Below are 24,755 nucleotides of genomic sequence, written 5' to 3'. Positions count from 1 at the left end.
GTGGCAATGCGCCACGGGGGGATGGCGGATTGCCACGGTCCACGGGTGATCACTCGGTGGCCCCGGGGGACGGTGGTTCCGGCATGTCGCTTGCTGTGACGTGGGGCCGTGGCGTCCCTGCGCACAACCCGGGCCCTGCTGCTCGGTGCGGATGAGTCCCTGGCGTCGCTGCTGGCGGACGTGCTGGGCGACCTGGGCATCGCCCTGTTCCTGGACGCGGGGGACGCGGCCCGGCCGGACCTGGTGCTGGCGCACGTGGAGCGTGGGGAGGCCATCCTCCCGGTGCTGACGCACGCGCGGGTCTGCGCCGCCGCCGCGCCCGTCGTCGTCCTGCTGCCCTTCGCGGACGAGCGCCTGGTGTCCCGCGCCCTGTGTCAGGGGGCCCGGGCATGTTTCGCGCTGGGCCGCCCGCTCGATGAGCTTCGCGCCCTCCTGCGCTCGCACTTCCCTTTGCTGGAGACCACCCATGGGTGAACCGATGGCCGTCGTCACCGTGCTGCGCCCCGTTGTCCCCCTGCGTGAAGCGGAGCGCCGCCCGGTGGCTCCGGTGCCGGACGCCGGGGAGACCTCCCTCTTCCATGCGGGCCAGGTCCGCGTCACCGGCGAGCGGCTCGTCGTGGGCGGCCAGAGCTGGGCGCTGCGCGACGTGCTCCAGGTGGAGACCGCGCGCCGCACCCCGAAGGTGTGGCCCTACCTGCTCGCGGTGGGCCTGGCCGCGGCGCTGGGGCTGCCGCTGTTGTCCTGGCTGTCCGTGAGCGTGTCGGCGCTGAAGGGCGCGTACGAGGCGGGCCTGGGCCTCACCGCCCTGGGCCTCTTCGCGTCCATGGCCGCGCTGCTCGTGGTGGAGGACACCCACTACCTGGTGCTGGGGCTGCCGGGCGGCTCGCGCCGCGTCTTCGGCAGCCACGACGCCCAGCTCATCGCGCGGCTTGCGGGGACGGTGCGGGCCGCGTGTCCGCGGCGGTGAGCTGCTCGCGCACCTGGGAGACGATCTCGAAGGAGCGCAGCCGCGCCGCGTGGTCGAAGATCTGCGCGGTCACCATCAGCTCGTCGGCCCCGGTCTGCTCCAGGAGCGACTGGAGGCCTTCGCGCACGCTGTCCGGCGAGCCCACCACGGTGCACGCCAGCATGTGCTCGATCTCCGCCAGCTCCATCTCGTTGAGCTGACCATCCAGGCTGTCCACCGGCGGCAGCAGCGGGCCCGGCCGGCCCCGGCGCAGGTTGAGGAAGGCCTGGAGCAGCGACGTGAAGAGGCGCTGCCCTTCTTTGTCCGTGTCCGCGGCGAAGACGTTGACGCCGATCATCGCGTACGGCTTCTGGAGCACGTCCGACGGGCGGAACTGCGTGCGGTACAGGTGCAGCGCGCTCATCATCTGCGCGGGCGCGAAGTGCGACGCGAACGCGAAGGGCAGCCCCAGGGCCGCGGCCAGTTGCGCGCTGAAGGTGCTGGAGCCCAGGAGCCACAGCGGCACGTGCAGGCCCGCGCCCGGCACCGCGCGCACGGCCTGCCCCGGCGTGGGGTCCTTGAAGTAGTTCTGCAGCTCCACCACGTCCTGCGGGAAGCTGTCCGCGCCCCCCAGCCCCCGGCGCAGCGCGGCGGAGGTGCGCTGATCCGTCCCCGGCGCGCGCCCCAGGCCCAGGTCGATGCGGCCGGGGTAGAGCGTCTCCAGGGTGCCGAACTGCTCCGCGATGATGAGCGGCGCGTGGTTGGGCAGCATCACGCCGCCCGCGCCCACGCGGATCGTCTTCGTGCCCCCCGCCACGTACCCGATGACCACCGACGTGGCCGCGCTGGCGATGCCCGTCATGTTGTGGTGCTCGGCCAGCCAGAAGCGCTTGTAGCCCCACGCCTCCGCGTGGCGGGCCAGGTCCAGGCTGTTGCGGAGGGCCAGGCCGGCGTCGCCCCCGGAGATGACGGGGGACAGGTCGAGGACGGAGAAGGGGATCATCGGGGGGACCCTCGCGCCACGGGGGGCGGAAAAGCCCTTCGATAGCCAGCGCCCCCGGGGTTTTCACGCCATTGACGCCCCCCAGGCCCCCCGGCCCGGCAGGCAGGGGCCATGCCACCCATCAGCCGGGCTTGTCGCCGGGGGCGGGGACCGCCGCCTGAAAACCTGTCCGACAGTCGGACAGGTTTTCCGCCGGCCGCGCCCGGGGGCGGCTTCAATCGCGCGGGGGCGCCGGCTTGCGCTCCGACTTCGCCCGGACCAGCGCGGCGTGGGCGCGGGCGAGGGTTCCGTGCGGATCCTCTTCTCCCTGCACCGTCACGGCGATGGACACGCAGGCGGGCTGGGCGGGGACGTCGTGGAGTTGCTGGCGCGCGGCCTCCGCGACCACGGCGTCCGCCCCGGGCAGCGCGAGCAGGAGGGTGTCCCCCGTCCAGCGCACCCCGAAGCCCGGGGGAGGACAGAGCTCCTCCGCGCGCCGGGCCAGCTCCCGCAGCGCCGCGTCGCCCGCGTCGTAGCCGCGCGCGCGGTTGATGGCGCCCAGCTCCACCAGGTCCACCAGGAGCAGGCTGATGGGCAGGCCCTCCCGGCGGCAGCGGCCAATCTCCTTGGCCAGCCGCTCCTCGCCCAAGCGCCGGGTGTCCAGCCCGGTGAGCGCGTCCTGGCGCAGGAGCCGCTCGCGCTTGCCCTTCAGGTCCGCGCCGATGCCCAGGTCCATCAGCGACAGGAGCTGCGCGACGCCCCCGGGCACCAGGAAGGGCCGCGCCACCCAGCGCACCACGCGCGGCCGGGGCCGCTCCAGCGACAGCGTCAGGTGCAGCCCGCGCGAGCTCTCCGCCGCCAGGTCCAACTGCCGCAGCGTGCCGCCGGGGTCCGCGGTCAGGCTCGCGATGTGCTGGCACAGCGAATCGAAGGCCATGCCCGACAGCCGCTCCTCCGGCAGCCCCAGCAGCTCCGCCAGCGCCGCGTTGGCGGCGAAGGGCTTGCGGCCCGGCGCCACCACCAGCACCGGCACCTCCAGGGCGCTCACCGCCTCGCGCACCAGCGCCAGCGCCGCCGCCTCGCTGAGCACCGGCTCCGCCGCGGCCTGGGGACGCGGCAGGGCGGGAGGAGGCCGTGCCCGCCCCGACGAGTGCTCCAGGTCCTCCGCCACGCGGCTCGCCAGCTCCCGCAGCGCCGCCAGGTCCTCCGGGCCCAGCATCAGCGGCCGCGTGTCGATGACGCACAGGGAGCCCAGCACGTCCCCGGTGGAGGTGATGAGCGGCGCGCCCGCGTAGCTGCCGACGATGCCGTCGCGCACCAGCGGGTTGTCCCAGAACACCGGGTGGCGCGTGGCGTCCGGCACCACCAGGGCCTCGCGGCCCTGCACCACGTGGTGGCAGAAGGCCCAGTCGCGCGGCGTGCCCCGGTCCTTCGCGAGCGCCGCGGGCAGCCCCACGTGCGCCTTGAACCACTGCTTGTCCCCCAGCACCAGCGTCAGCAGCGCGACGGGCACCCCGAAGGCCTGCGCCACCTCCGCCACCAGCTCCTGGAGCTCCTGCTCGGGCAGGTTCGGGTCCACCAGCCTCAGCGCGTCGATGCGCGCGAGCCGCCGCTTCTCCTCGTCCGCGTTGAGCTCCAGTTGGCCGTGGCCCGCGAGCTGTCCCGCGAGCGCGCGCCGCACGCCGTCGCGCATCGCCTCCGGCCCCGCGCGCCGGCTGAGCAGGGCGTGGATGCCCAGCGCGTCCTTGAGCTGCCACGCGCGCACGCGCAGCTCGTCGAACGCCGTCACCACCATCACGGCCGTGTCGCGCGCGTCCGAGCGGCCCCGCAGCCACGCCAGCAGCGCGAACCCGTCCACCCGGGGCAGCGCCAGGTCCGTCACCAGCAGCGTGGGCGCGCCGCGCTGGCGCACCAGCTCCTGGGCCTCCGCGCCATCGCGCGCCACCGCGCCCTCCAGCCCCTCTTGCTGCGTCAGCGCGAGCAGTCCCGCGGCACGATGGCGATCCGGTTCGGCGATGAGGGCGTAGCGAGGCATGGCGGTCCGCTCATGCTGCCACGCGCATCGCCGTTGCGTACCCTGGCCCTTTGTCCAAATGAGGGCCGCCCGTCCATGGGCCGACGGTGCGAGACACTAGGGGATTTCCACGACGGACAACGTCCGCGTCAGGACCGCGGCTCCCCCGGCGGCGGGCGTGAGGCCCCGGAGGCCGCCGCGCCCGGGGCCGCACCCGCGTCATGTGCCTCGGAGGGGGGAGGGGCTGGCTCGCGAGGGAACCGGCCGAACAGGCGCTTGAGGGCGCCGCTCTGCCGCTGGAGGTCGTCGGTGCGCGCCACGGCCTCCGCCAGCGTCACGAGCACCACGCCCACCACCGCGGGCAGGAGCGGCACGACCCAGCCCGGGTCCGCCAGGAGCCAGCCCACGAACACCGTGTGCGCGGCGACGAGCAGCGCGGCCTGGGCCACCACCGCGCCCAGGCTCCGCGCGCGGCCCCTGCGCCACAGCAGCAGGCCCAGCACCAGCGACGTCTCCACCAGGCCCACGAACTCCGCGGGCCCGGTGGCTCGCAGCACCCGGCCGGTGCGCAGGTTGTCCATCGCGAAGGCGTGGATCTCCACACCCGGCACGGCGAGCTGGCCGGGCAGGGTGCTCTGGCCGTGGAGCCCCGTGGCGGTGACGCCCACGAACACCGTCTTCTCCCGGAGCGCCAGGTCCAGCCCCACGGAGGACGGCCCCGCGGCCAGCACGTCCGCCAGGCTCACGCGCGGCAGCCAGTCCGGCGCAGGCAGCCGCATCAGGGGCGCGCCGTCGTCGGTGGACGCCACGCGCAGCAGCGCCTCCGAACGCTCCGGCCACAGGCGCAGCGCCGTCGCCAGCGCGAGCGAGGGCCACGCCCTGCCCGCCACCCGCACCGCGTAGGGATAGCGCCGGATGACGCCGTCCGCGTCCGGCAGCACGTTCAGCGTCCCGCTGCCCCAGGCCGCCAGCCGCAGCGGGGCCAGGTTCGTTGACAGCCCCCGGGCGCCCAGCCGCAGCCGGTCCGCGTCCAGGGGCACCGGCGTCAGCGGATCTCCCGGCACGGGCACGCCGCCGGTGTCCTCCGCCAGCGCCATGCTGCCCAGGATGACGGTGCCCGCTCCGGAGAAGGACTCCGTGAGCCGCGCGTCACCGTCCTGCGCGTACAGCCGGGCCTCCAGGTCATGGGCCAGCGACGCGCCCGCGGGCGTGTCCGCGAGCCCCGACGCGCGCAGGCGCTCCAGCACGTCCTCGCCCAGGTCCAGCGCGTCGCGGGACTCCGGCGCGTCGAAGAGGACGTCCACCACCACCGCGTTGGGACGGTAGGCCGCCAGTGACTGGAAGGCCTTCGCCCAGGTGGCGCGCGACAGCGGCCAGCGCTCGCCCAGCGCCGCGAGCGCGCGGTCGTCCACCTCCACCAGCACCAGGTCCGCGGTGGGCGGCAGCGGCGGGAGGAGCCGGCTCACCGCGAAGTCGTACAGGGCCCGCTCGCCCGGGCCCGGCGCGCCGCCCGTCACCGCCGTGCCCACCGCGAGCAGCAGGCCCACGCCCACGCCCAGCCACCGGGGCAGGGCGGGGGAGGACAGCCACGTGGACCTGGGACCGCGAGCAGGCAGCGTCATCTCACCCGGCGACGTCGAAGCTGAAGATCTTCGACGGGTAGCCTACGAAGCCGTCGGCATCCACCGCCAGCACCCGCCAGAACCACTTCCCCGCGCCCGGCGCCGCCGCGTCCACCGTGGGGTGGGCCGACTCCTGGACCTTCACGTCGCCCGCGAAGTCCGCCGTCGCCCCCAGCTCCACCCGGTACACCTTGGCGCCCGGCACGGCCTTCCACACGAGCGACGGCGCCTTCGGGTACGTGCCGCCCCGGGGCCGCTCCAGCACCGGCGCCGCCAGGAGCGCGCGGGGCGCCTCCGGCGCCTGGGCCGGCCGGGCCCGCGAACCGAAGCCCGCGTCCACGTCCACGGAGCCTGCCTCCGCGCCCAGGGCCACCTTGCCCTCCAGCGTCTCCAGGCGGCTGGTGCCGTCCTCCTGCTGGGACACGCGGAAGCGCGTGCCGCGCACGCCCGCCACCGCGCCTCGCGTGCGCACCTCGAACGTGGAGCCCGCGCCGCCCGGCGCCGCCTGCGTCTCCACCGTGCCCTTCACCAGGTCCAACAGCACCTTGCGCTGGCGCTCGGCGGTCAGCTCCAGCGTGCCCAGGCGCACGGCGCTCCGGGGGGACAGGAACAGGACGCTGCCGTCCGCCAGCCCCAGCTCCGCCCGGCCGGTGTCGTCCGTCGCCACGAGCTCGCCCGCGTACAGCGAGTCCCCCGCCAGCCTCGGCGTGGGCCGCCCCTCGCCGGTGCTGGCTGTCACCTGTCCGCTGGCCGTGCGCAGCCGGGCCACCGCGACCTGCGTGGGTCGCTCCACGTACGCGAGCTGCAGCCGGCCCGGCGTGTTGGCGTCGGCCGGGGGCGCCACGAAGGACACGCGCGTGCGGGGGACGCCCGCGCTCACCAGCACCTCCGCCGCGGCCTTCGCGACCGCCAGGCCCTGGCCGTCCAGCCGCTCCGCGTCCGGCAGCTTCGCGGCCACGGTGAGGCCCCGGATGGCGGGGCGCGCCTTCACGGCCTGCGCCACCTCTCGCAGGCAGGCCTCCGTCCGGGGCCCCTTCGCCTCCAGGGGCTGGCCCGTCGTGAGCCGCCCGTTGTCGAACGTCAGCCCGCCGCAGGCGCTCTCCGCCTCCGCCGCGAGCCCCGTGACAGGCGAGGCCGACAGCAGCAGCGACAGCATCAGGGGGGCGCCCGCCTTCCTCACGGCGACACTCCTTCCGCCTGGCCGGCGGTCTTCAGGACGTTGAACTCCACGCGGCGGTTGTTCTCCCGCCCCTTCGCCGTGGCGTTGGTGTCCACCGGCTTCGTCTCACCATAGCCCACCGCCTCCAGGCGCTGCGCCGCGATGCCGCCCTTCACCAGCCAGTCGCGCACGGTGTTCGCGCGCCGCTGCGACAGGTCCAGGTTCTTCGCGTCGTCGCCCTGGCTGTCCGTGTGGCCCTCCACGCGCACCCGCTCCAGCTCCGGGTGGGCGCGCAGGATGGAGGCCACCTGCGCCAGCAGCGGGAACGACCTGGGCAGGATGACGTCCTTGCCGGTGGCGAAATACACCTTGTCCAGGATGACGATGCGCGACCCCTCCAGGCGCACCTTCGACTCGCCCTTGTCCGGGCAGCCGTCCTCGTCGTTCACCCCGTTGATGACCTCCGCCTCCAGCGGGCACTGGTCGTCCGCGTCCGGGATGCCGTCCTTGTCGTTGTCCGGATCCGGGCACCCGTCCTCGTCCTCGAAGCCGTCCTTGTCCTCGGCGGCCGTGGGGCAGCGGTCCTCCGCGTCCGGGATGCCGTCGCCGTCCGTGTCCGCGGAAGCGGGCGGCAGGGCGAGCGCGGCCGGGGGCGGGGCGCCCTCCGAGGCCTGCTTCGGCTCCGGCTTCGCTTCGGGCACCGTGTCCGGGCAGCCGTCGTCGTCGCGGTAGCCGTTCACCGTCTCCGGCTCGGTGGGGCAGGTGTCGCTCACGTCGGGGATGCCGTCGTTGTCGTCATCCGGATCCAGGCAGCCGTCGTCGTCCTGGAAGCCGTCGAAGTCCTCGGGCCCCAGCGCGCAGGTGGGGGCCCGCGCGGCGGCCACCGGGGCAGGAGTCCCGCCCGGCGTGTAGGCCAGCCCCGCGAGCACGCGGAAGGCGGGCGTGCCGTAGCCGCGCGTGAGGCCCGGCCCGGCGCCCACGTGCGCGGCGAAGCCCCGGGCGAAGCGGTATTTCACCGCGCCCAGCAGCTCCAGGGGGAACTCCTCCGTGTCGGACTCCGACAGGCCCACCGCGCCCGCCAGCGTGGCCTGCGCGGACAGCGCCTGGGTGATGGGCACCTCCGCGCCCACGCCGAACGCGAGCTCGTTGCCCACGCGCAGGTTGCGCAGGTCCTGCGCCTTGCGGAGGTTCACGCCCACGTTGGCCAGCAGCCGCAGCGACGGCGTGGCCCACTCCCCGGCGACGCGAGGCTGGAAGGTGGGCCCGTCCGCGCCCAGGAAGTGCTCTCCACCGCCGGTGGGCAGGGTGAAGGGCGCGACCACCGCCAGGTTCAGCGCGCCCCGCTTCCAGAGCGCCAGCTTGGGCACCACGCGCAGGTCACCCAGGCCCGCCGTGCCCACGCCGTCCGCGAACTGCTCCGACACGACGCCCGCGGGCTGGGAGCCGGTGACCGTCAGCGGCAGCACCAGGCCCACCTCCAACCGGTCGAAGAGGGACACCGCGCCCATCAGGTCCAACGACACCTGCCGCTCCACGATGCGGTAGACGAACGTCTCCTCGCGCGGGTCGTAGAAGTTGAGCGGATGGTGCGCGTAGTTGAGGGACGCGCCCACGTTCCACGTCAGGTGCGGCGCGACGCGGGCGCCGTGGACCCCGAGCACGTCGTAAGCGCCGGGCCCCGGCTTGTACTGCTGCACGTCGATGGCCTGCGACACCGACGCCTGGGCCTGCGCACGCGACGCGGCGCCCAGCGACAGGCCCACCGCCACCGTCAGCGCCAGCCCCCGGCCCGCGCCGGACCGGCGGCGGCGCCCGAGGAGCGGCACGCACAGCAGGCCCAGCGCCAGCGGGAGCAGCCCCCCGGCGCCGCCCGTGGAGCAGCCACGGCCCAGCACCTGGAAGTCATCGTCCGGGTCGAGCGGGTTGGTGCCGCCCTTCACCTCGACGCCGTCGGACACGCCGCCGCCGTCCGTGTCCGCGTTGTTGGGGTCGGCCTCGTTGGCGTCGCGGATGCCGTTGGCGTTGGTGTCCTCCTCGCCGTCCGACAGCCCGTCGCCGTCCGTGTCGCTGGCCAGGGGGTCGGTGGGGTTCTGCCCGCGCACCTCGATGCCGTCGCTCAGCCCGTCGCCGTCCGTGTCGGCCTTGCGGCGGTCGGTCTCCGTGGGCTGGGTGATGCCGTCGTGGTTCACGTCCTCCTCGCCATCCGACAGGCCGTCATTGTCACTGTCGGTGTCGAGCGCGTCGATGAGCCCGTCGCCATCCGTGTCGACCAGGCCGTCGATGCCATCCGGAATGCCGTCGCCGTCGCTGTCCGGGTTGAAGGGGTCGAGGCCCAGCTCCAGCTCGGTGGCGTTGTCCACGCCGTCACCGTCCGCGTCCACGTCGTCGGCGGCGTTGAGCGGGTTCGTCTCGCCCGGGTCCACCTTGCCGTTGTGGTTCTTGTCCTCGAAGCCATCCCAGACGCCGCCGTTGTCGGTGTCGACCTTGAGCGGGTCGGTGGTGGTGGCGGGGTCCGCGTCCGCGACGAAGCGGGCCGGGTCGGTGCCAGTGCCCTGGGGCTCGGTGAGGCCCAGCTCCAGGCCGTCGGTCAGCCCGTCACCATCGGAGTCGGCGAGGGTGGGGTCGGTCTCCGTGTCCTGGGTGATGCCGTCGTGGTTGGCGTCCTCGTTGCCGTCGAGCAGGCCATCGTCGTCGGAGTCGTCATCCAGCGGGTCGGTGCGGCCGGAGCGGACCTCCACGCCGTCGGAGAGGCCGTCACCATCCGTGTCGGCGTTGCGCGGGTCGGTGCCGTGCTGGGCCTCTTCCGCGTCGGTGAGGCCGTCGTTGTCGGCGTCGTCGGTCGCGGACCAGGACCAGGTGGCGGGGGTGGCGTCCACGTTGCCCGCCGCGTCCGTGGCGCGCACGGCGAGGGTGTGGGGCCCGGCCGTCACGGTGAAGAGCGCCGGATCCGAGCACGCCGTGAACGGACCGTCATCCAGGCTGCACGCGTAGGTGACGCCCGCCTCGTTGGAGTCCAGGTCGAACGTGGCCGGGTTCGGCGCGTCGTTCGCGACCGGTCCCGAGCGGATGAAGGTGTCCGGCGCGGTGGTGTCCACGGTCCACGTGAAGGTGGCGGGCGTGGGGTCCACGTTGCCGGCCGCGTCCACCGCGCGCACCTGCACGGTGTAAGTGCCGTCCGCGAGGTCCGTGCGCGCCTGGGGGCTGGTGCACGGGATGAAGGTCCCCGTGTCGAAGCGGCACTCGAAGGTCGCGGTGGGCTCGTTCGACGTGAACTCGAAGGAGGCGTCGCGGCTCGACGTGACGGCGGGGACGGACGCGGTGAGGGCCGTGTCCGGCGCCACCAAGTCCACGCTGAAGGAGGCGCTCGTGGACGGGCTGACGTTGCCGGCCGCGTCCACGGCGACGACGCTGACGGTGTGCGCGCCGGTGTCCAGCACCGGGCCCGCGGTGAAGGTCCACGCGCCGGTGCCGGAAGCGACGGTCGTGCCCACGAAGACGCCATCCACCGTCACGCGCACGGTGGCGCCGGCCTCCGCGGTGCCGGCGTAGGACACCGCGCCGGTGTTGAAGAGGGCGCCATTCGCGGGCGAGGTGATGGCCGGGGCCTCGGGGATGCCCAGGTCCACCGTCCACGTGTACTCGGCCGGGGTCGGGTCGGCGTTGCCCGCCGCGTCCACGGCGCGCACGGCGAGGGTGTGTTCGCCTTCGGAGAGGTTGTCGAGCGTGAAGGGGCTGTCGCAGGCGCTGAACGCCGCGTCATCCACGCTGCACTCGTAGCCGATGCCGCCGCCGGTCGAGCTGAACTCGAACGTGGCGCTGGCGCTGTTCGAGGGCTGGGCGGGGCCCGACTCGATGGTGGTGTCCGGCGCGTCCGTGTCGATGATGAAGGTGAGCGACACGGGCGGGCTGGTGTTGCCCGCGGCGTCCGTGGTGGTGGCGCTCAGCGTGTGCGAGCCATCCGCGAGCGTGGCCTGCACCGGGTAGCTCCATTCCCCCTGCGCGTTGACGAGCACGGGGCCCAGCGGCGCGCCGTTGTCGAGCACCAGGTACACGGTGCTGCCCGGCTCGGCGGTGCCGGTGATGACGGGCGACGCGGAGGTGAGCACCTCGCCGCTGGTGGGCTGGAGGACGATGGGCGCGTCGGGGGGCGTGAGGTCCACGGTCCAGGTGTAGCTGGCGGGCGTGGGGTCCACGTTGCCGGCCGTGTCGACGGCGGCGACGGTGAAGGTGTGCGGGCCCTCGTCCAGGCCGGTCGCCGTGTACGGCGAGGCGCACGCCACGCTGGTCGCGTCCAGGGTGCAGACGAAGCCGGCGACGTCCGCGTCCGTGCCCTGGAAGGTGAACGTGGCGGACGGGCTGTTGCTCGCGACCGGGGGCCGCGAGGTGATGACGGTGTCGGGCGGCACCGAGTCCACGGTGAACGTCAGTTGGGACGCGTCGCTGACATTGCCCGCCGCGTCCGTGGCGGTGGCGGTGACGGTGAGGGTGCCCTGGGGCAGGTCGGTGGCGGGCGTGAAGCTCCAGCGGCCGGTGCCATCCACGGTCAGCGGACCGTAGGAGGTACCGCCGATGACCAGCGTCACCTGCGAGCCGGCGTCGGCGGTGCCGGTGATGGCGGGCCGCGCGGTGGTGACGGTCGCGTTCAGGGCCGGAGCGGTGAAGACCGGCGCGTTCGGCGCGGTGGTGTCCACGCTGAAGGTGGAGGTGGCAACGGGGCTGTTGTTGCCAGCGGCGTCCTGGGCGACGGCCGTGACGGTGTGGCCACCGTCCGCGAGCGCGGGCCCGGGGGTGATGCTCCACTCACCGGAGCCGTTGGTGGTGACGGTGCCCAGCGGAGTGCCGTCCACCGTCACCGTGACGCGGCTGCCGGGCTCGGCCGTGCCGCTGTACGTGGCGGGAGGCGCGGCCAGCACGGAGCCATTCGTCGGCGTGGCGATGACCGGCGCGTCGGGCACGCTGGCGTCGACGGTGAAGGACACCGTGCGAGCGGGGCTGGTGTTGCCCACCGCGTCGCGAGCCGTGACGGACACGGTGTGCGGGCCGTCCGTGAGCGTGGAGGACGTGCAGGACCACGCGCCGCTGGAGTCAGCCGTCGCGGTGCACAGCACGGTGGCGCCTTCGCGCACGGTGACGGTGCTGTTGGCTTCGGCCGTGCCGGTGATGACAGGCGTCGACGTGGCGAGCTGCTCACCGGCCGTGGGCGCCGTGACGACCGGAGCCGCCGGGGCGGTGGTGTCCACGCTGAAGGGAACGGCCGTGCTGGCCGGGCCCGTGTTCCCCGCCGCGTCGCGGGCCGTGGCGGTGATGCTGTGCGAGCCGTCCGTAAGCGTCGACGAGTTGCAGGACCACGCACCGGACGCATTGGCCGTGGCGGTGCAGAGCACGGTGGTGCCCTCGCGCACGGTGACGGTGCTGTTGGCTTCGGCCGTACCGGAGAGGACCGGCGTCTGCGTGGCCACCGTCTGGTTGGCTATGGGAGCCGTGATGGCCGGTGCCACCGGGGCGACGGTGTCGACCGTGACGGGAACGGCCGTGCTGGCCGGGCCGGTGTTGCCCGCGGCGTCCCGAGCCGTGGCGGTGACGGTGTGCGAACCTTGGGAGAGCGTGGACGACGTGCACGACCACGCGCCGGAGCCATTGGCCGTGGTGGTGCAGAGCACGGTGGTGCCCTCACGCACGGTCACGGTGCTGTTGGCCTCCGCCGTACCAGACAGGACCGGCGTCTGGGTGGCCAAGACCTGTCCGGCCGTGGGCGCCGCGATGACAGGCGCCACCGGGGCGATGGAGTCCACGGTGAACGCCACAGCCGTGCTCGCCGGGCCCGTGTTGCCCGCAGCGTCGCGGGCCGTGGCGGTGATCGTGTGCGAGCCATCGGAGAGCGTGGAGGACGTGCACGACCACGCGCCGGAACCATTGGCCGTGGTGGTGCAGAGCACGGTGGTGCCCTCGCGAACAGTGACGGTGCTATTGGCCTCCGCTGTACCGGAGAGGACCGGCGTCTGGGTGGTCAGGGTCTGACCGGCCGTGGGCGCCGTGACGACCGGAGCCGCCGGAGCGACCGTGTCCACGGTGAAGGGAACGGCCGCGCTGGCAGGGCCGGTGTTGCCCGCGGCATCCCGCGCCGTGGCGGTGATGGTGTGCGCCCCCTGGGCGAGGGTGGAGGACGTGCAGGACCAGGCGCCGGAGGCATTGGCCGTGGCGGTGCACAGGACGGTGGTGCCTTCGCGCACGGTCACGGTGCTGTTCGCCTCGGCCGTGCCGGAGAGGACCGGCGTCTGAGAGCCCACGGACTGGTTCGCGGTGGGAGACGCGATGACGGGGGCCACCGGAGCGACCGTGTCCACGGTGAAGGGGACCGCGGTGCTGGCCGGGCCGGTGTTGCCCGCCGCGTCCCGAGCCGTGGCGGAAATGGTGTGCGAACCTTCGGAGAGCGTGGAGGACGTGCAGGACCACGTGCCGGACGCATTGGCCGTGGCGGTGCACAGGACGGTGGTGCCCTCACGCACGGTGACGGTGCTGTTGGCCTCCGCCGTACCGGAGAGGACCGGCGTCTGCGTGGTCACCGTCTGGCCGGAGGTCGGGGCCGAGACAATCGGCGCCACCGGGGCAGTGGCATCCACGGTGAAGGGCACGGCCGTGCTCGCCGGGCCCGTGTTGCCCGCCGCGTCGCGAGCGGTGGCGGTGATGCTGTGCGAGCCGTCCGCAAGCGTCGACGAGGTGCAGGACCAGGCCCCGGAAGCATTGGCCGTGGTGGTGCAGAGGACGGTGGTTCCCTCACGCACGGTCACGGTGCTGTTGGCCTCCGCCGTGCCGGAGAAGACCGGCGTCTTCGTGGCCACCGTCTGGTTCGCGGTGGGGGCCGTCACCACCGGCGCGGCCGGTGCCACCGTGTCCACGCTGAAGGTGGTCGTGCTGGCCGGGCCGGTGTTGCCCGCCGCGTCGGTGGCGGTGACGGTCGCCGTCTGGGGGCCCTGGGGCAGCGTCGTGGCCGACACGCAGGACCAGGCGCCGGAGGCATTGGCCGTCGCGGTGCAGACGGTGACGCCGCCCACCACCACGGTGACGGTGCTCCCGGCCTCCGCGAAGCCGCTGAACGTGGGCGTCGTGCTGCCCACCGCCGCGCCAGCCGCGGGCGCGACGATGACCGGCGCTGGCGGAGCCGTCACGTCCACCACGAACGTGCGCCCGGCGGACGCGGGGCCGGTGTTGCCCACCGCGTCCTGCGCCGTCGCCGTCACCGTGTGCGAGCCGGACCCCAGCGTCACAGTGGACGCGCAGCTCCAGGCGCCCGTCAAGGCGTTGGCCGTGGTGGTGCACAACACCGTGGTGCCCTCGCGCACCGTGACGGTGCTGCCCGCCTCCGCGGTGCCCGTGAACGTCGGCGTCGCCGTGTTGAGCTGCGCGTTCTGCGCGGGCGTGGAGATGACCGGGGCCACCGGCGCCGTCGTGTCCACGTTGAACCCCACGGACGTCGTGGGGCTGAGGTTGCCGCTGGAGTCCGCCGCCTGCGCGGTCACCGTGTGCGCGCCGTCCGGGAGCGGCACGGAGGGGGTGCAGCTCCAGTTGCCGGACGCGTTCACCGTCGCCGTGCACAGGACGGTGGTGCCCTCGCGCACCGTGACGGTGTTGCCCGCCTCCGCGGTGCCGCTGAACGTGGGCGTGCCCGTCGCCAGCGTGGAGCCCGCCGTGGGCGCCACCACCGTGGGCGCGGGAGGCGCTCCCACCGGCGTCGTCGTGGGGCCGGTCCCCACCGGGGGCGAGGACGGGAACGTCGTCTCCGGCGCTCCCTGCTGCCCGGTGCTGCGCACGATGGCCTGGTTGTCGATGCTCCCCGAGGTCCCCGCGTTGATGGTCACCCGGAACATGATGGTCGTGCTCTCGCCGATGTTGATGACGCCGCCCTGCGTGGCGGTGGCGCCCGTGCCCAGGCGCACCGTGAGGCGGCGGTTCGCCGCGTCGTAGTCGCCCTGGTCGTCACCCGTCGCGTCCGTCTTCGCGCCCGTGTTGGCGCCGGTCGTCACCCGCAGCGAGCCCGGCACATAGGTGACGTTCGAGGGCAGGTTGTCCGTGAGCACCGTGAGGATGCCGGAGTCATCCCCCGTGTTCGTCGTCTGCACCGTGTACTCCAGCACGTCGCCGCCGCGCAGGCTGCCGTCCGGCCGAGGCGACACCGCCGCCACGCTCTTCACCGTCTGGATGAAGTCCGGCTTCTGCGTGGAGATGGACGTGATGAACGCGCCCAGCAGGTACTGATCCGCCGTGGAGGTGGCGGACACCGTGGCGGACGTCTGGCCCGCGGAGACGCGCGAGGTGATGTCCACCACGTCCAGGTCCAGGCCCTCGGTGGTGCCGGGCGTGCCGGCGAAGCGAGGCAGGTCCCCTTCGTTGTTCTGCGCCACGCCCAGCCGGCTGCGCGTCCCGTTGAAGAAGTTGTTCACCGGGTTCTGCGCGTCGGTCAGGGCCACGCCGTTGAAGTTCAGCGCGTCGCCCGTGAACGAGTTCTCGCCCTCATAGGCGATGACGCCCAGCTTCGCCGTGTAGCCGGAGGCGGGCACCAGGAAGCCGGACAGGGTGGCCGTCGCGCTCACGCCGTTGCTCACCGTGTCCAGCCCGTCGAAGAGGGTGAGGTTGCGCAGGGGCTCGCTGGCCAGCCGGTAGAAGACGACCATCGCCCAGCCGGAGTAGGGGAAGGTGTCGTTGACGTTGCGGAAGTCCAGCGCGTCCGCGCCCGCGAGCAGGTACGCGCCCGTGCCGCGCTGCTGCACCAGCGCCGTCACGTCCGCCGTGGACTGATAGGCGTAGTTGCTGCCGCTCGTGTAGCCCTTGCTGGAGTCCGCGGTGACGCTCGTGGAGAACGCGCCCGTGCCCACCCGCGACAGCGTCACGGACGTGCCCGGCTGCAGGGTGCCCGTGCGGCTCGCCACCGAGCGCACCGCGCCCCAGTACAGCCGCGCGTACGTCACCACCGCGCCCGCGGGCAGCACCAGCACCGCCTGGCTCTTCGAATCCGCGGGCGCCACCGACGTGTCCGCGAACGCGGTGAGGCCGTCGGTGCTCCAGTGCACGTCGGACGCCTGGTCGGTGGTGTTGGTGCCGCACGCCCCCACCGTCCCGGTCAGCGGCGCCGGCGTGCCGGAGCGGCACTCCTGCGACAGCGTGTTGCCGAACAGCACGAAGTCGCCCCGCTGATCCACCTGGTAGCGCAGCGCCGGCGCGGCGGAGGCCCCCTGGGGAAGGAGTGCCAGGAGCACCAGGCACGACAACATCCAGGCACGCGCGAAGGGGGCGGTGAGCCGGCCGGAAGCGAGGGGGAGGTCGTTGGGGGTGGGGTCCATGGAGCTCCATCGGTCCGGCGGCGGGGGTGTGCGGGAACCCGCTCCCGCCGTATGTCCTGGCGCTCGTGCGGGCGGGTTCAGGTGCTGGGGGAGCACCGAATCGGCGGTGGGCGGCGGTGGGGGCACGAAGCAATGCAAAGCAAGGCCAGGGCCAGGGCTGCCGGACGAGCACGGCCGAATTCTTTCGAGTGTTTGGAATAGGTGACGCGCTCGCACGGAGCGAGTTGTCCAGCTTGCGGATCCACTTTCCAGAATCCGGATCCGCCCCCACGCGAGTCCCGGTGCGTCACTCCGGGGCGCGGAGCAATCGCGCGCACGCGTGCGGCGGTGTCATGGCAGGGGTGACCAGGACACGGAGTGGATCCGCGCGATGCGCTTGTCAGGGGGGAGGAAGGGCTGGCGACCGCGCGTCCTGCTAGCGCGGAGCTTCCAGCAGATGCGAGACGTGCTCCGCCAGGTCCGGCAGCGGCTGGGGCTTGCTCAGCACCAGGTCCACGCCCAGCGCCTGCGCGCGCGTCCCCAGGTCCGGCGTCGCGAACGCCGTCAGCAGCACCATGCGCGTGGCGGGGGAGGACTCGCGCAGCCGCTTCGCGATGACGAGCCCTTCCTCGGACTGCGTCCCGCTCAGGCGCAGGTCGCTGATGACCAGGTCGTACCGGCCGCGCTTCACGCGCTCCAGGGCCTCGTCCAGGTCCGTGGCCGAGTCGACCTCGTACCCGGCGCTGGAGAAGAAGCGGCCCAGGACCCAGCACAGGACCGTTTCATCATCGACGATCAGCAGGTTCCGGGGCACACGAGGACGCATGAGCAAGGGAGAGGCCAGGGCCCCGGGAATAAATCGATGAAGTCGTTACAGCCACTTGGCCTGCCCGAAACCCGGACTCCGCGCGCGTTTGTCCAGCTTGCGGATCCATTTTCCGGAATCCGGACTGAAACAGACAAGGGCGGCAGCCCGGATTTTCAGCGCATGGGGATGGGCTGGGGCTGGTCCTCGTTGGCCGCGGCGGGGATGAGCGCGGACAGGTGGAGGATGAGCACCGGCATCAACTGCGGCTTGGGCAGCAGCTTGGTGATGCCGCTCGCCCACGCCGAGTGCCGGACCTCGTCCAGGGGCAGCGCCGTCATCAGCAGGATGGGGAGGTGCGAGTCGTGCAGGCGCAGGTCGCGAGCGAACCGCAGCCCTTCCTCCATGCCGGGCCGGCCGAAGGGATGGTCGATGAGGACCGCGTCGAACAGGTTCGTGTCCAGCAGGCCTCGCGCCTGGGAATCCGTGCGAGCGGTGAGGACGGTGAAGCCCGCGGCCGTCAGGTGACGCGCCGTCGCCCCACGAACCGGGGGCTTCGAATCGAGGAGGAGGATTTTACCGTGCATGCACAACAACAGTGCAGCGGTTGTGCCACGCAGGGCGTCATCCTCCAATCCCAATCATTGCAAGGGATTGAGTGGAGGGAGGCGCTGTGGGGGACGGCCCCTTTCCAGTTCCTGGACCGGTCTCCGGATTCTGGACGGAAAAGCGCTACCCTGTCGCGGAATGCCCGAGCCCGTGAAGGATGAAGCGCTGCACCTCCTGCTCGCGCGCGCGGATGACCGCCGGCCCGTGCTGGAGGACGGCCTCCCCGCGGACTCCACCCGGGATGCGCCCAGGCCCGCGCCGCTTCCCCGCCGCGCCGAGGGGATGACGCTGGAGCGCCCCGACGCGAACCCCAATGACCTGCCCGCGCAGCGCTGGGGTGTCATCGCGCCGCTGGGCGCGACGGGCGATGCCCTGCTTCGCGCCATCGAGCCGCTCCTCCAGCACCGCGAGCAGGAGCAGGGCGCGCCGGTGATGCGCTACCGCGTCCCTCCCGGCATGGACGCGAGCGCGGCGGTGCGCTGGAAGGAGACGGTGCACCGGGCCGAGGACGTCCCCGAGGAGGAGCGCCCCAGGTACCTGCTGTTGCTCGGGGACCTGCCCGACGTGTCCATGGAGTTGCAGCACGTGCTCGCGCATGGCGCGTTCGTGGGGCGGCTTCACGTGGGGCTGCCCGACGGTGCACCGGACCTCGCGGGCTATACGTCCTATGCGGAGAAGGTGAGCGCGGCCGAGAGGCGGGGCGCGCCGCCGGAGGCCCCCGACATGCTCCTGTACACGGCGCGGGACGGGACGACGGCGACGAGCTCGGGCCACCAACAGCTGGTGGAGCCCTGCCGGCAGGTGATGGAGACGCGGTGGAAGCAGAAGCGGCCCGCGTTGAAGGTCCACGAGATTCCCTATGACTGGGCGGACCCCGACACGCTCCTGGAGGCCGCGGCCGGTGCGCGCTCGGCGGTGATGCTCACGGTGGCGCACGGGTTGGGGCGGCCCTCGAAGGGGTGGGCGTCTCCGCAGGAGCAGCGGGCGCTGCAGGGCGCGCTGACGCTGGGCGGAGGCCCGCCGCTCACGGGAGCGCTGCTGCGGGACACGCCCTTCCTCCCTGGGGGCATGTGGTTCAGCGTGGCGTGCTTCGGCGCGGCGACCCCGCCGGACAGCGCGTTCCATGCATGGCTCGCGCAGCTCGCCGCGGCGGGCGGGTTCTCGGGGCGTCCTGACTCCGTGCTGCACAGCCTGCCCAGGGCAGGGGAGCGGCCCTTCGTGGCGGCGCTGCCCCAGGCCCTGCTGGCGAACCCGCGCGGCCCGCTGGGCATCATCGGCCACAGCGACCTCGCGTGGACGCTCGGGTTCCTGGACTCGGAGGACATGACGCGCGGCCGCGCGTCGCGTGTGCTCTCCGCGCTCCAGATTTTGTCCAACGGCAGCCGCGCGGGCGTCGCCCTGGACGCGTTGATGAGCGCGTACCGGGGCGTCAACGACGCGCTGCTGGCGGGCTACCGGGCGCGGCAGGACGCGCAGGTGTATGGCATTCCGGATCCGGTCGACCCGAAGCGACAGGGTTATCAGTGGATGCAGCGCAATGACTTGCGCGGCTATGTGTTGCTCGGAGACCCCGCCGCGAGGCTTTCAGGGCAGCAGCCGTAGCGCCGGGGGCGGCGTCACGCGCGGATCCCGTCCCTGGACCCGCTCACATTCCGCATAGGCGCTCCGTGCCTGCTCCTCGCTTTCGTCCAGGTAGCTGCGACGGACGTCCGGAGGAAGGCAGTCCTTGTTGACGGTCCGGAGCCGGCGCTGGAGCGCCGGAACGTCCAGGGGCCAGAGCTGTGCCTGTTCATCGAAGCAGACCGTCAGGACCTGCGGTCCGGTCGGATTGAACTCGGCGGAGGTGACTCCCCACTCACAGCCCTGGATCACCACGGGCAGGCCCGTTCCGTCCACCCTCCACACCCGCGCGGTCCTGTCGCTCGATGTCGTCACCACCCAACGGCCATCCGGGCTGAAGCTGGCGGAGAGGACGTCCCCCCCATGCCCCTTGAGCACCACGGGAGTGCCCGTTCCGTCCGCCTTCCACACCCGCGCACTCCTGTCCGCGGACGCTGTCACCACCCACTGGCCATCCCGGCTGAAGCGGGCGGAAGAGACGTCCCCCTCATGCCCCTTGAGCACCACGGGGGTGCCCGTTCCGTCCGCTTTCCACACCCGCGCGGTCGCGTCCGCGGACGCAGTCACCACCCACTGGCCATCGAGGCTGAACTCGGCCGAACGGATGTCCCCTCCATGGCCCACGAGCACCACGGGCGTGCCCGTCCCATCCGCCCTCAGCACCTTCAGGGTCCGGCCCGACGCGGTGACCACCCACTGACCGTCGCGGCTGAACCGGGCCAGGCGCGCCGGGTCGGACCCCAGTGCCCGCGATGTCCCGCTCCCGTCCGTCCTCCACACCCGGGGCACGCCTCCGTACTGGAGCGTGGTCAACACCGACTGACCCTCCGGACTGAACTCCGCCGAGGCGATGGGCTTGAGCAGCTCTCCCTTCAGCACCACCGGAGCGCCCGTTCCATCCGCTCGCCACACCCGCGCATTCCCGTTCTCGGAGGTCGTCACCACCCAGCGGCCATCCGGGCTGAAGGCGGCCGACGAAACAGGGCCGTCGCGCCCGTCGAGCACGACAGGGGCTCCCGTCCCCTCCGTGCGCCAGACGCGCGCCGCTCCGTCGGCGCCCGCCGCGACGACGTGCTGCCCATCCGGGCTGAACGCCGCGGTCTGGATCCCGCCGGCCGTCCTGCCCGAGTCCTGGAACACAACGGGAAGCTCCGGCCCGCCTGCCTTCCAGACCCGGAGGGCGCCATCCGTGGACGCGGTGAGGATCCGCTGCCCGTCCGGGCTGAACCGCGCTTCCTCGACCGAGCCCTGGTGCCCCTTGAGCACCAGGGGCGCGCCTCTACCATCCGCCCTCCGCACCCTCGCGGTCCTGTCCAGGGACGCGGTCACCACCCACTGGCCGTCCGGGCTGAACCCCGCGGACATGACGGGGTCCACATGCCCTCCGAGCACGACGGGCGTGCCCGTTCCATCCGCCTTCCACACCCGCGCCGTCTTGTCCGCCGAAGCCGTCACCACCCACAGGCCATCGGGGCTGAACGTGGCGGAGAACACGATCCCCTCATGTCCCTTGAGCACCACGGGCGAGCCCTTCCCATCCGCCCGCCACACCCGCGCCGTCCTGTCCTCGGAAGCCGTCACCACCCATTGCCCATCCGGGCTGAACTCGGCCGAGGAGACGGGCTTGGTGTGTCCCTTGAGCACGACGGGCGAGCCCTTCCCATCCGCCCGCCACACCCGCGCCGTCCCATCCCACGACGCGGTCACCACGCGCCGCCCGTCCGGACTGAAGCGCGCCGCCAGGACCGATGCCTCGTGCCCGGCGAGCCGTAGGGGCTCTCCGATTCCATCCGCCCGCCGCACCTGCGCGCTCATGTCCGCGGAAGCCGTCACCAGCCACTGGCCATCCGGACTGAAGGCCGCCGAGTGGACGGTGTCCTCGTACCCCCGGAGCACCCTGGGTTTGCCCGTCCCATCCGTCCGCCACACCCGGACGGTGGCGTCCTGGGACGCCGTGGCAACCCATTGCCCGTCCGGGCTGAACTCGATGGAGCTGATGAAGCCCAGATGGCCCTTCAGCGCCACGGGCGTGCCCGTCCCGTCCACGCGCCACACCCACGCCAGTCCCTCCGGCGAAGACGCCGCCACATGCTGGCCGTCCGGACTGAAGGCCGCGTGGTGCAGCGGGGCTGTCCCCTGGAACGTCACCTCCGGGAGGGGTTCCTTCAAGAAGTCATGCGCCAACTGCGTCCACCAGCGCGCCTGCTCGGGTTCGGGCACTTCGAGCAGCAGCTTCGTGGCCATCGCGGTGTAGCCGCGGCCCTGCAGGTCGCGAGCCCCCGTCATCAACGCCAGTCCCCGCGCGTCTCGCGCCTGCTTATCGGCTTCCTGCTTCGCGTTCTCCGCGAACTTCTTTGCCCCCTCCGCCGTGCTTCGCTCTCTCAAGGCCCAGGCGAGCAGCAGGGTCATCAGCACCGCCACGCCCGCCGCCACGGACGCCAGGACGATGAGCCTGCGCCGCTCGGCCGCTTCACGCCGGCGCTGTCGCTGCGCGGACTCCCGCTCGATGCGCTGCTGCTTGAGCTCGAAGACCTTGCGCGCGAGCCAGTCGTGTCCCAGCTCGAAGTACCGGCTGCCCTGGTGCTGCTCCGCGTGCAGCACCGCCGCCGCCTCCAGGTGTGTCAGCACCTCGTCCGCGTGCTCGGGTGGCAGCTCGGCGCGAGCCTCCTGCTCCGTCAGCAGGGTCCGGCTGCCGTCGCTCGCGATGAGGTGCTGCTCCAGCAACCGGCGCGCCGCCCGCTTCTTGTCGGAGCCGAGCGCGTCCAGCGTCGCCTCCAGGTAGCGGTGCACCATCGGCTCCGCGGCGACAGGCTCCACGGCCTGGCCCCGCGCCCGCTCGTCCCACAGCGCCCGGCAGACGATCTGCGCGAACGCGGCCTGCACCTCGGCGTCATCGTCCTGTTCGCCCTGGCCCGCCATGCGCACCTGCCGCATCAGCGCGCGCACCTCCTGCTCGGACCAGGGCTGCGAGGGCAGGCCCTTCTCGGTGGCCAGCCGGCACGACACCTTCACCATCTCGCCCACGGTGAGCGGCCCCAGCCGGAAGCCCTGCTCCAGCAGCTCGCGCCGGCCCCGCACGCGGTCCCGGAAGCGCCCCAGGTAGTCCTCGCGCATCGCCAGCACGAGCTGCAGCCCGCGCACCGGCTTGCGCGCCAGCGCGTCCAGCCCCTTCAGCAGCGTGCCCGTGGCCTCGATGTCGCGCCCCGGAAGGAAGAGCTGCTCCAACTGGTCCAGGTAGATGAGCACCGGCCGGTCGGAGCGCTGCGACGCGAGCTCCAGCGCCGCGTCCAGCGCCTGCGCCGTCCCCGCCTGCTCCGGCGGCGGCCCCAGCTCCAGCTCCGCGTGCATCGTGCGCACGAGCCGCGCCAGCGGAGCCTCCCCCGCGAGCCACCCGTCGATGCGCACCGTGCGGAACTCGTGCGCCTCCTCCAGCAGCGGAATCACGCCGGCCTGCATCACCGACGACTTCCCCGCGCCGGACGGACCGAAGAGGGTGAGGCACGGGTGCGCGAGGATGCGGTTCACCAGCCGCTGGGTCACGGTCTCGCGGCCGAAGAAGCGCTCGCGGTCCGCCGCGCGGTAGGGCTGCGGACCGAGGAAGGGATTCACCGGGCCGCTCATCGCGAACCTCCCGGCGTCCCCGTGCCGAGGGACCCGGCCACGGCGTCCGCATCCGCCTGCACCACCTGGATGCCCGCGCCCGCGGGCAGGCCCCGGCCCGACCTCCACGACTCCGCCTCATGCACCCCGGGCTCCAGCAGCACCAGGCTCTTGCGAGGGAGCGGCCGGCGTCCGAACAGCCGCGACAGCAGCATGCGGTGGTGCCATGCCAGCAATGACAGTCCGACGAGCAGCGCGGGCCGGCTGTCCAGGGTCCCCAGGATGGCGTCCGCCAGGTCCGGCGGGAGGACGGACTCCAGGTCCCGCACGCCGTGCAGGTAGTCGTCCTCCGTGAGCAGGGGCGTTTCGAAGACGCGGTCCGGCAGGTAGCCCCGGTACAGCCTCACCAGCGCCACGTCGCGCGACGGATCGAAGTCCAGGGGCAGCGCGTCGATCGGCTCCCAGCCCTGGCCCGGCAGGCGCCGCCGGATCAGCGCGGAGCCCTCGTCGGGCGACGAGGGCTGGATGACATACAGCGGCAGCTCCGGCCGGTGCCGCGCGAGCGCCTGCTCCAGCACGGGCATGCGCAGGAGCGTGATGTGCACGCCGGGCCCCAGCCGCCGCGCGAGCGACTCCACCAGCGGCAGCGTGGGCGTCGCATCCCGGAACACCTCCTGGAAGTGCGAGTCCAGCGTCTTGGGCCCGAAGCGCAGCGTGAACCGCTGCGCCAGCGCGCTCATGGGCAGGGCGTCCGGCACGGCCCACGGCGTGCCCCGCATCCGGCCGTGCAGGAGCTCCCGGAGGTCCTCGTCCGTGGTGCCTCCGTGGTCGCCCAGCACCAGGGAGAAGGGACGTGAGACCAGGTCCATCAACCCGCGCAGGGACGGGTCCTCTCCGCGCACCGGTTCGGCCTGCACGGGGGCGCGGGGCGCGGGCTTCGCGCGGGCGGGGCGGAAGGAGAAGAGGGTGGTGTCACTGCCACGCAGGTACAGCACGGGGGAGAAGGCCTCGGCGCTCTCGCTGAACTCCGTCAGCACCGTGCTGCGCGCGTCGTGGAGGCAGCGGGCCACGTCGCCCCGGTGCCGGGTGTCCCCCACCAACGCGCGGTAGAAGGCCCGCGAGCACCCGCGCGCCACGTCTGTCTTCACCGGCCACAGGTGCGCCACCACCGCGTCCGCGCCGCCCTGCGCGAGCAGCTCCGCCGCGCTCGTCAGCGTCCCCGGTTGAGCGCCCTGACAGGCTTCGAGCACCACCAGTCGCAGGTCGCCCCGGAAGGCTCCCGCCAGCTCCTTCGCCAGCAGCTCCACGGGAAGCCCCGCGGACGCGCCGTCCGCGTCCGTGAGTTGCAGGACCGGGGTTCCCCGCGCGTCCACGCCGCCATGCCCGATGAAGTGCAGGATGTGCGGCGAGGGCTCCGAGCGGAGCCGGTCGATGACGTAGTCGCGCCGCGAGCGGGGCCCCACGAGCGGCTGCATCCACTCCAGCGCCCCGGAGTCGATGGCCGGCTGGAGCATGGCGCGCAGGCGGTCTGGTGCCTCTTCGTCCAGCGGTGAGACGACGAGCAGCCGCACGGCCCCGGTGACCTCGCGAGGAAGCCAGGGCTTCGTGGACTGCACCCCGCGCACGATGCACAGCTCCGGCGAGATGCCGAGGAAGTCGAGCGGCCCGGACTGTCCACAGAGCGCCTCCCAGGGAAGCGCCTGGAGCTCCCGGTCCCGAGGCAGGAGCCGCAGCAGCAGCGGCTTCTGGCTCCCGGTGTTGCGCGACACGCCGCGCAGCTCGAGCAGCACCTCCTGGAGCCCCTCGCGGAAGAGGGCGGAGTGCAGCGCCCGCGCCTGCTCGGGAGACTCCAGGGGCACCCCGCGCACGGCCGCGTCCCGCACCCACTCGCCAAAGCGGAGGAGGGCTTCGCGCGAGTGCCCCAACCTGTGGGGCGCGGGCTGTTGGCCGCCGCTGCCCCGCGCCGTGGCGCTGACCTCATCGCCCGCCAGCGCGAGGTCGACCTCCAGCCAGAATGCGGGCGCCGCTGTTCCGCTCGTGCTCATTTGACCCCACATCCTGATTCCCTCGCTCCACGCATCTGG

General features: G+C 73.2%; 12 protein-coding genes. 3 read left to right on the top strand and 9 right to left on the bottom strand.

What is annotated here, in order from left to right; genetic code table 11:
- Positions 1-108: 108 nt before the first annotated feature.
- Both K8556_RS13630 and K8556_RS13625 read left to right on the top strand, forming a co-directional pair.
- On the top strand, positions 109-474 hold the full coding sequence (locus tag K8556_RS13630) for a DNA-binding response regulator (RefSeq protein ID WP_223740486.1): 366 nt from the start codon (positions 109-111) through the stop codon (positions 472-474).
- Entirely contained in the window at positions 467-967 is a 501-nt protein-coding gene (locus K8556_RS13625; RefSeq protein WP_223740485.1) for a DUF6232 family protein, read from the top strand. The genes K8556_RS13630 and K8556_RS13625 overlap by 8 nt, the downstream gene beginning before the upstream one ends.
- Here the strand turns inward: K8556_RS13625 and K8556_RS13620 are convergent.
- The 7 genes from K8556_RS13620 to K8556_RS13585 all read right to left on the bottom strand — a co-directional run bounded on the left by K8556_RS13620 (position 918) and on the right by K8556_RS13585 (position 17,429).
- Positions 918-1,949: an LLM class flavin-dependent oxidoreductase gene (locus K8556_RS13620; RefSeq protein ID WP_223740484.1), complete on the bottom strand. Its 1,032-nt coding sequence runs from the start codon at positions 1,947-1,949 to the stop codon at positions 918-920. The two genes, K8556_RS13625 and K8556_RS13620, sit on opposite strands and share 50 nt — an antisense overlap.
- A 214-nt stretch (positions 1,950-2,163) precedes the next feature.
- Positions 2,164-3,963: a diguanylate cyclase domain-containing protein gene (locus K8556_RS13615; protein WP_223740483.1), complete on the bottom strand. Its 1,800-nt coding sequence runs from the start codon at positions 3,961-3,963 to the stop codon at positions 2,164-2,166.
- Positions 3,964-4,091: 128 nt separating this feature from the next.
- A complete protein-coding gene (locus K8556_RS13610; protein WP_223740482.1) occupies positions 4,092-5,564 on the bottom strand; it encodes a CHASE2 domain-containing protein in 1,473 nt (490 codons plus the stop codon).
- A 1-nt stretch (position 5,565) separates the two neighbouring features.
- Positions 5,566-6,744, bottom strand: coding sequence for a FecR domain-containing protein (locus K8556_RS39465; protein WP_370639919.1), 1,179 nt, complete (start codon positions 6,742-6,744; stop codon positions 5,566-5,568).
- Positions 6,741-16,058, bottom strand: a complete 9,318-nt coding sequence (locus K8556_RS13595) for an Ig-like domain-containing protein (RefSeq protein WP_223740481.1) — start codon at positions 16,056-16,058, stop codon at positions 6,741-6,743. Before K8556_RS13595 ends, K8556_RS39465 begins: the two co-directional genes overlap by 4 nt.
- Before the next feature lie 415 nt (positions 16,059-16,473).
- Positions 16,474-16,863: a response regulator gene (locus K8556_RS13590; protein ID WP_223740480.1), complete on the bottom strand. Its 390-nt coding sequence runs from the start codon at positions 16,861-16,863 to the stop codon at positions 16,474-16,476.
- A 155-nt stretch (positions 16,864-17,018) separates the two neighbouring features.
- A complete protein-coding gene (locus K8556_RS13585) occupies positions 17,019-17,429 on the bottom strand; it encodes a response regulator transcription factor (protein ID WP_223740479.1) in 411 nt (136 codons plus the stop codon).
- A gap of 160 nt (positions 17,430-17,589) precedes the next feature.
- Here K8556_RS13585 and K8556_RS13580 point away from each other — a divergent pair, with 160 nt between their 5' ends.
- Positions 17,590-19,053 carry a hypothetical protein gene (locus K8556_RS13580; RefSeq protein WP_223740478.1) on the top strand — a complete coding sequence of 488 codons (1,464 nt, stop codon included), beginning with the start codon at positions 17,590-17,592 and terminating at the stop codon, positions 19,051-19,053.
- Here K8556_RS13580 and K8556_RS39460 read toward each other — a convergent pair.
- Positions 19,036-22,692, bottom strand: a complete 3,657-nt coding sequence (locus K8556_RS39460) for a hypothetical protein (RefSeq protein WP_304503960.1) — start codon at positions 22,690-22,692, stop codon at positions 19,036-19,038. The two genes, K8556_RS13580 and K8556_RS39460, sit on opposite strands and share 18 nt — an antisense overlap.
- Entirely contained in the window at positions 22,689-24,716 is a 2,028-nt protein-coding gene (locus K8556_RS13570; RefSeq protein WP_223740477.1) for a CHAT domain-containing protein, read from the bottom strand. Before K8556_RS13570 ends, K8556_RS39460 begins: the two co-directional genes overlap by 4 nt.
- Between the last annotated feature and the right edge of the window lie 39 nt (positions 24,717-24,755).

Origin of the sequence: Corallococcus sp. AS-1-12, assembly GCF_020036995.1 — a bacterium.
Lineage (GTDB): Bacteria > Myxococcota > Myxococcia > Myxococcales > Myxococcaceae > Corallococcus.
Note: the sequence above shows the minus strand (reverse complement) of the source record. Positions and strands in the feature narration are given on the sequence as shown.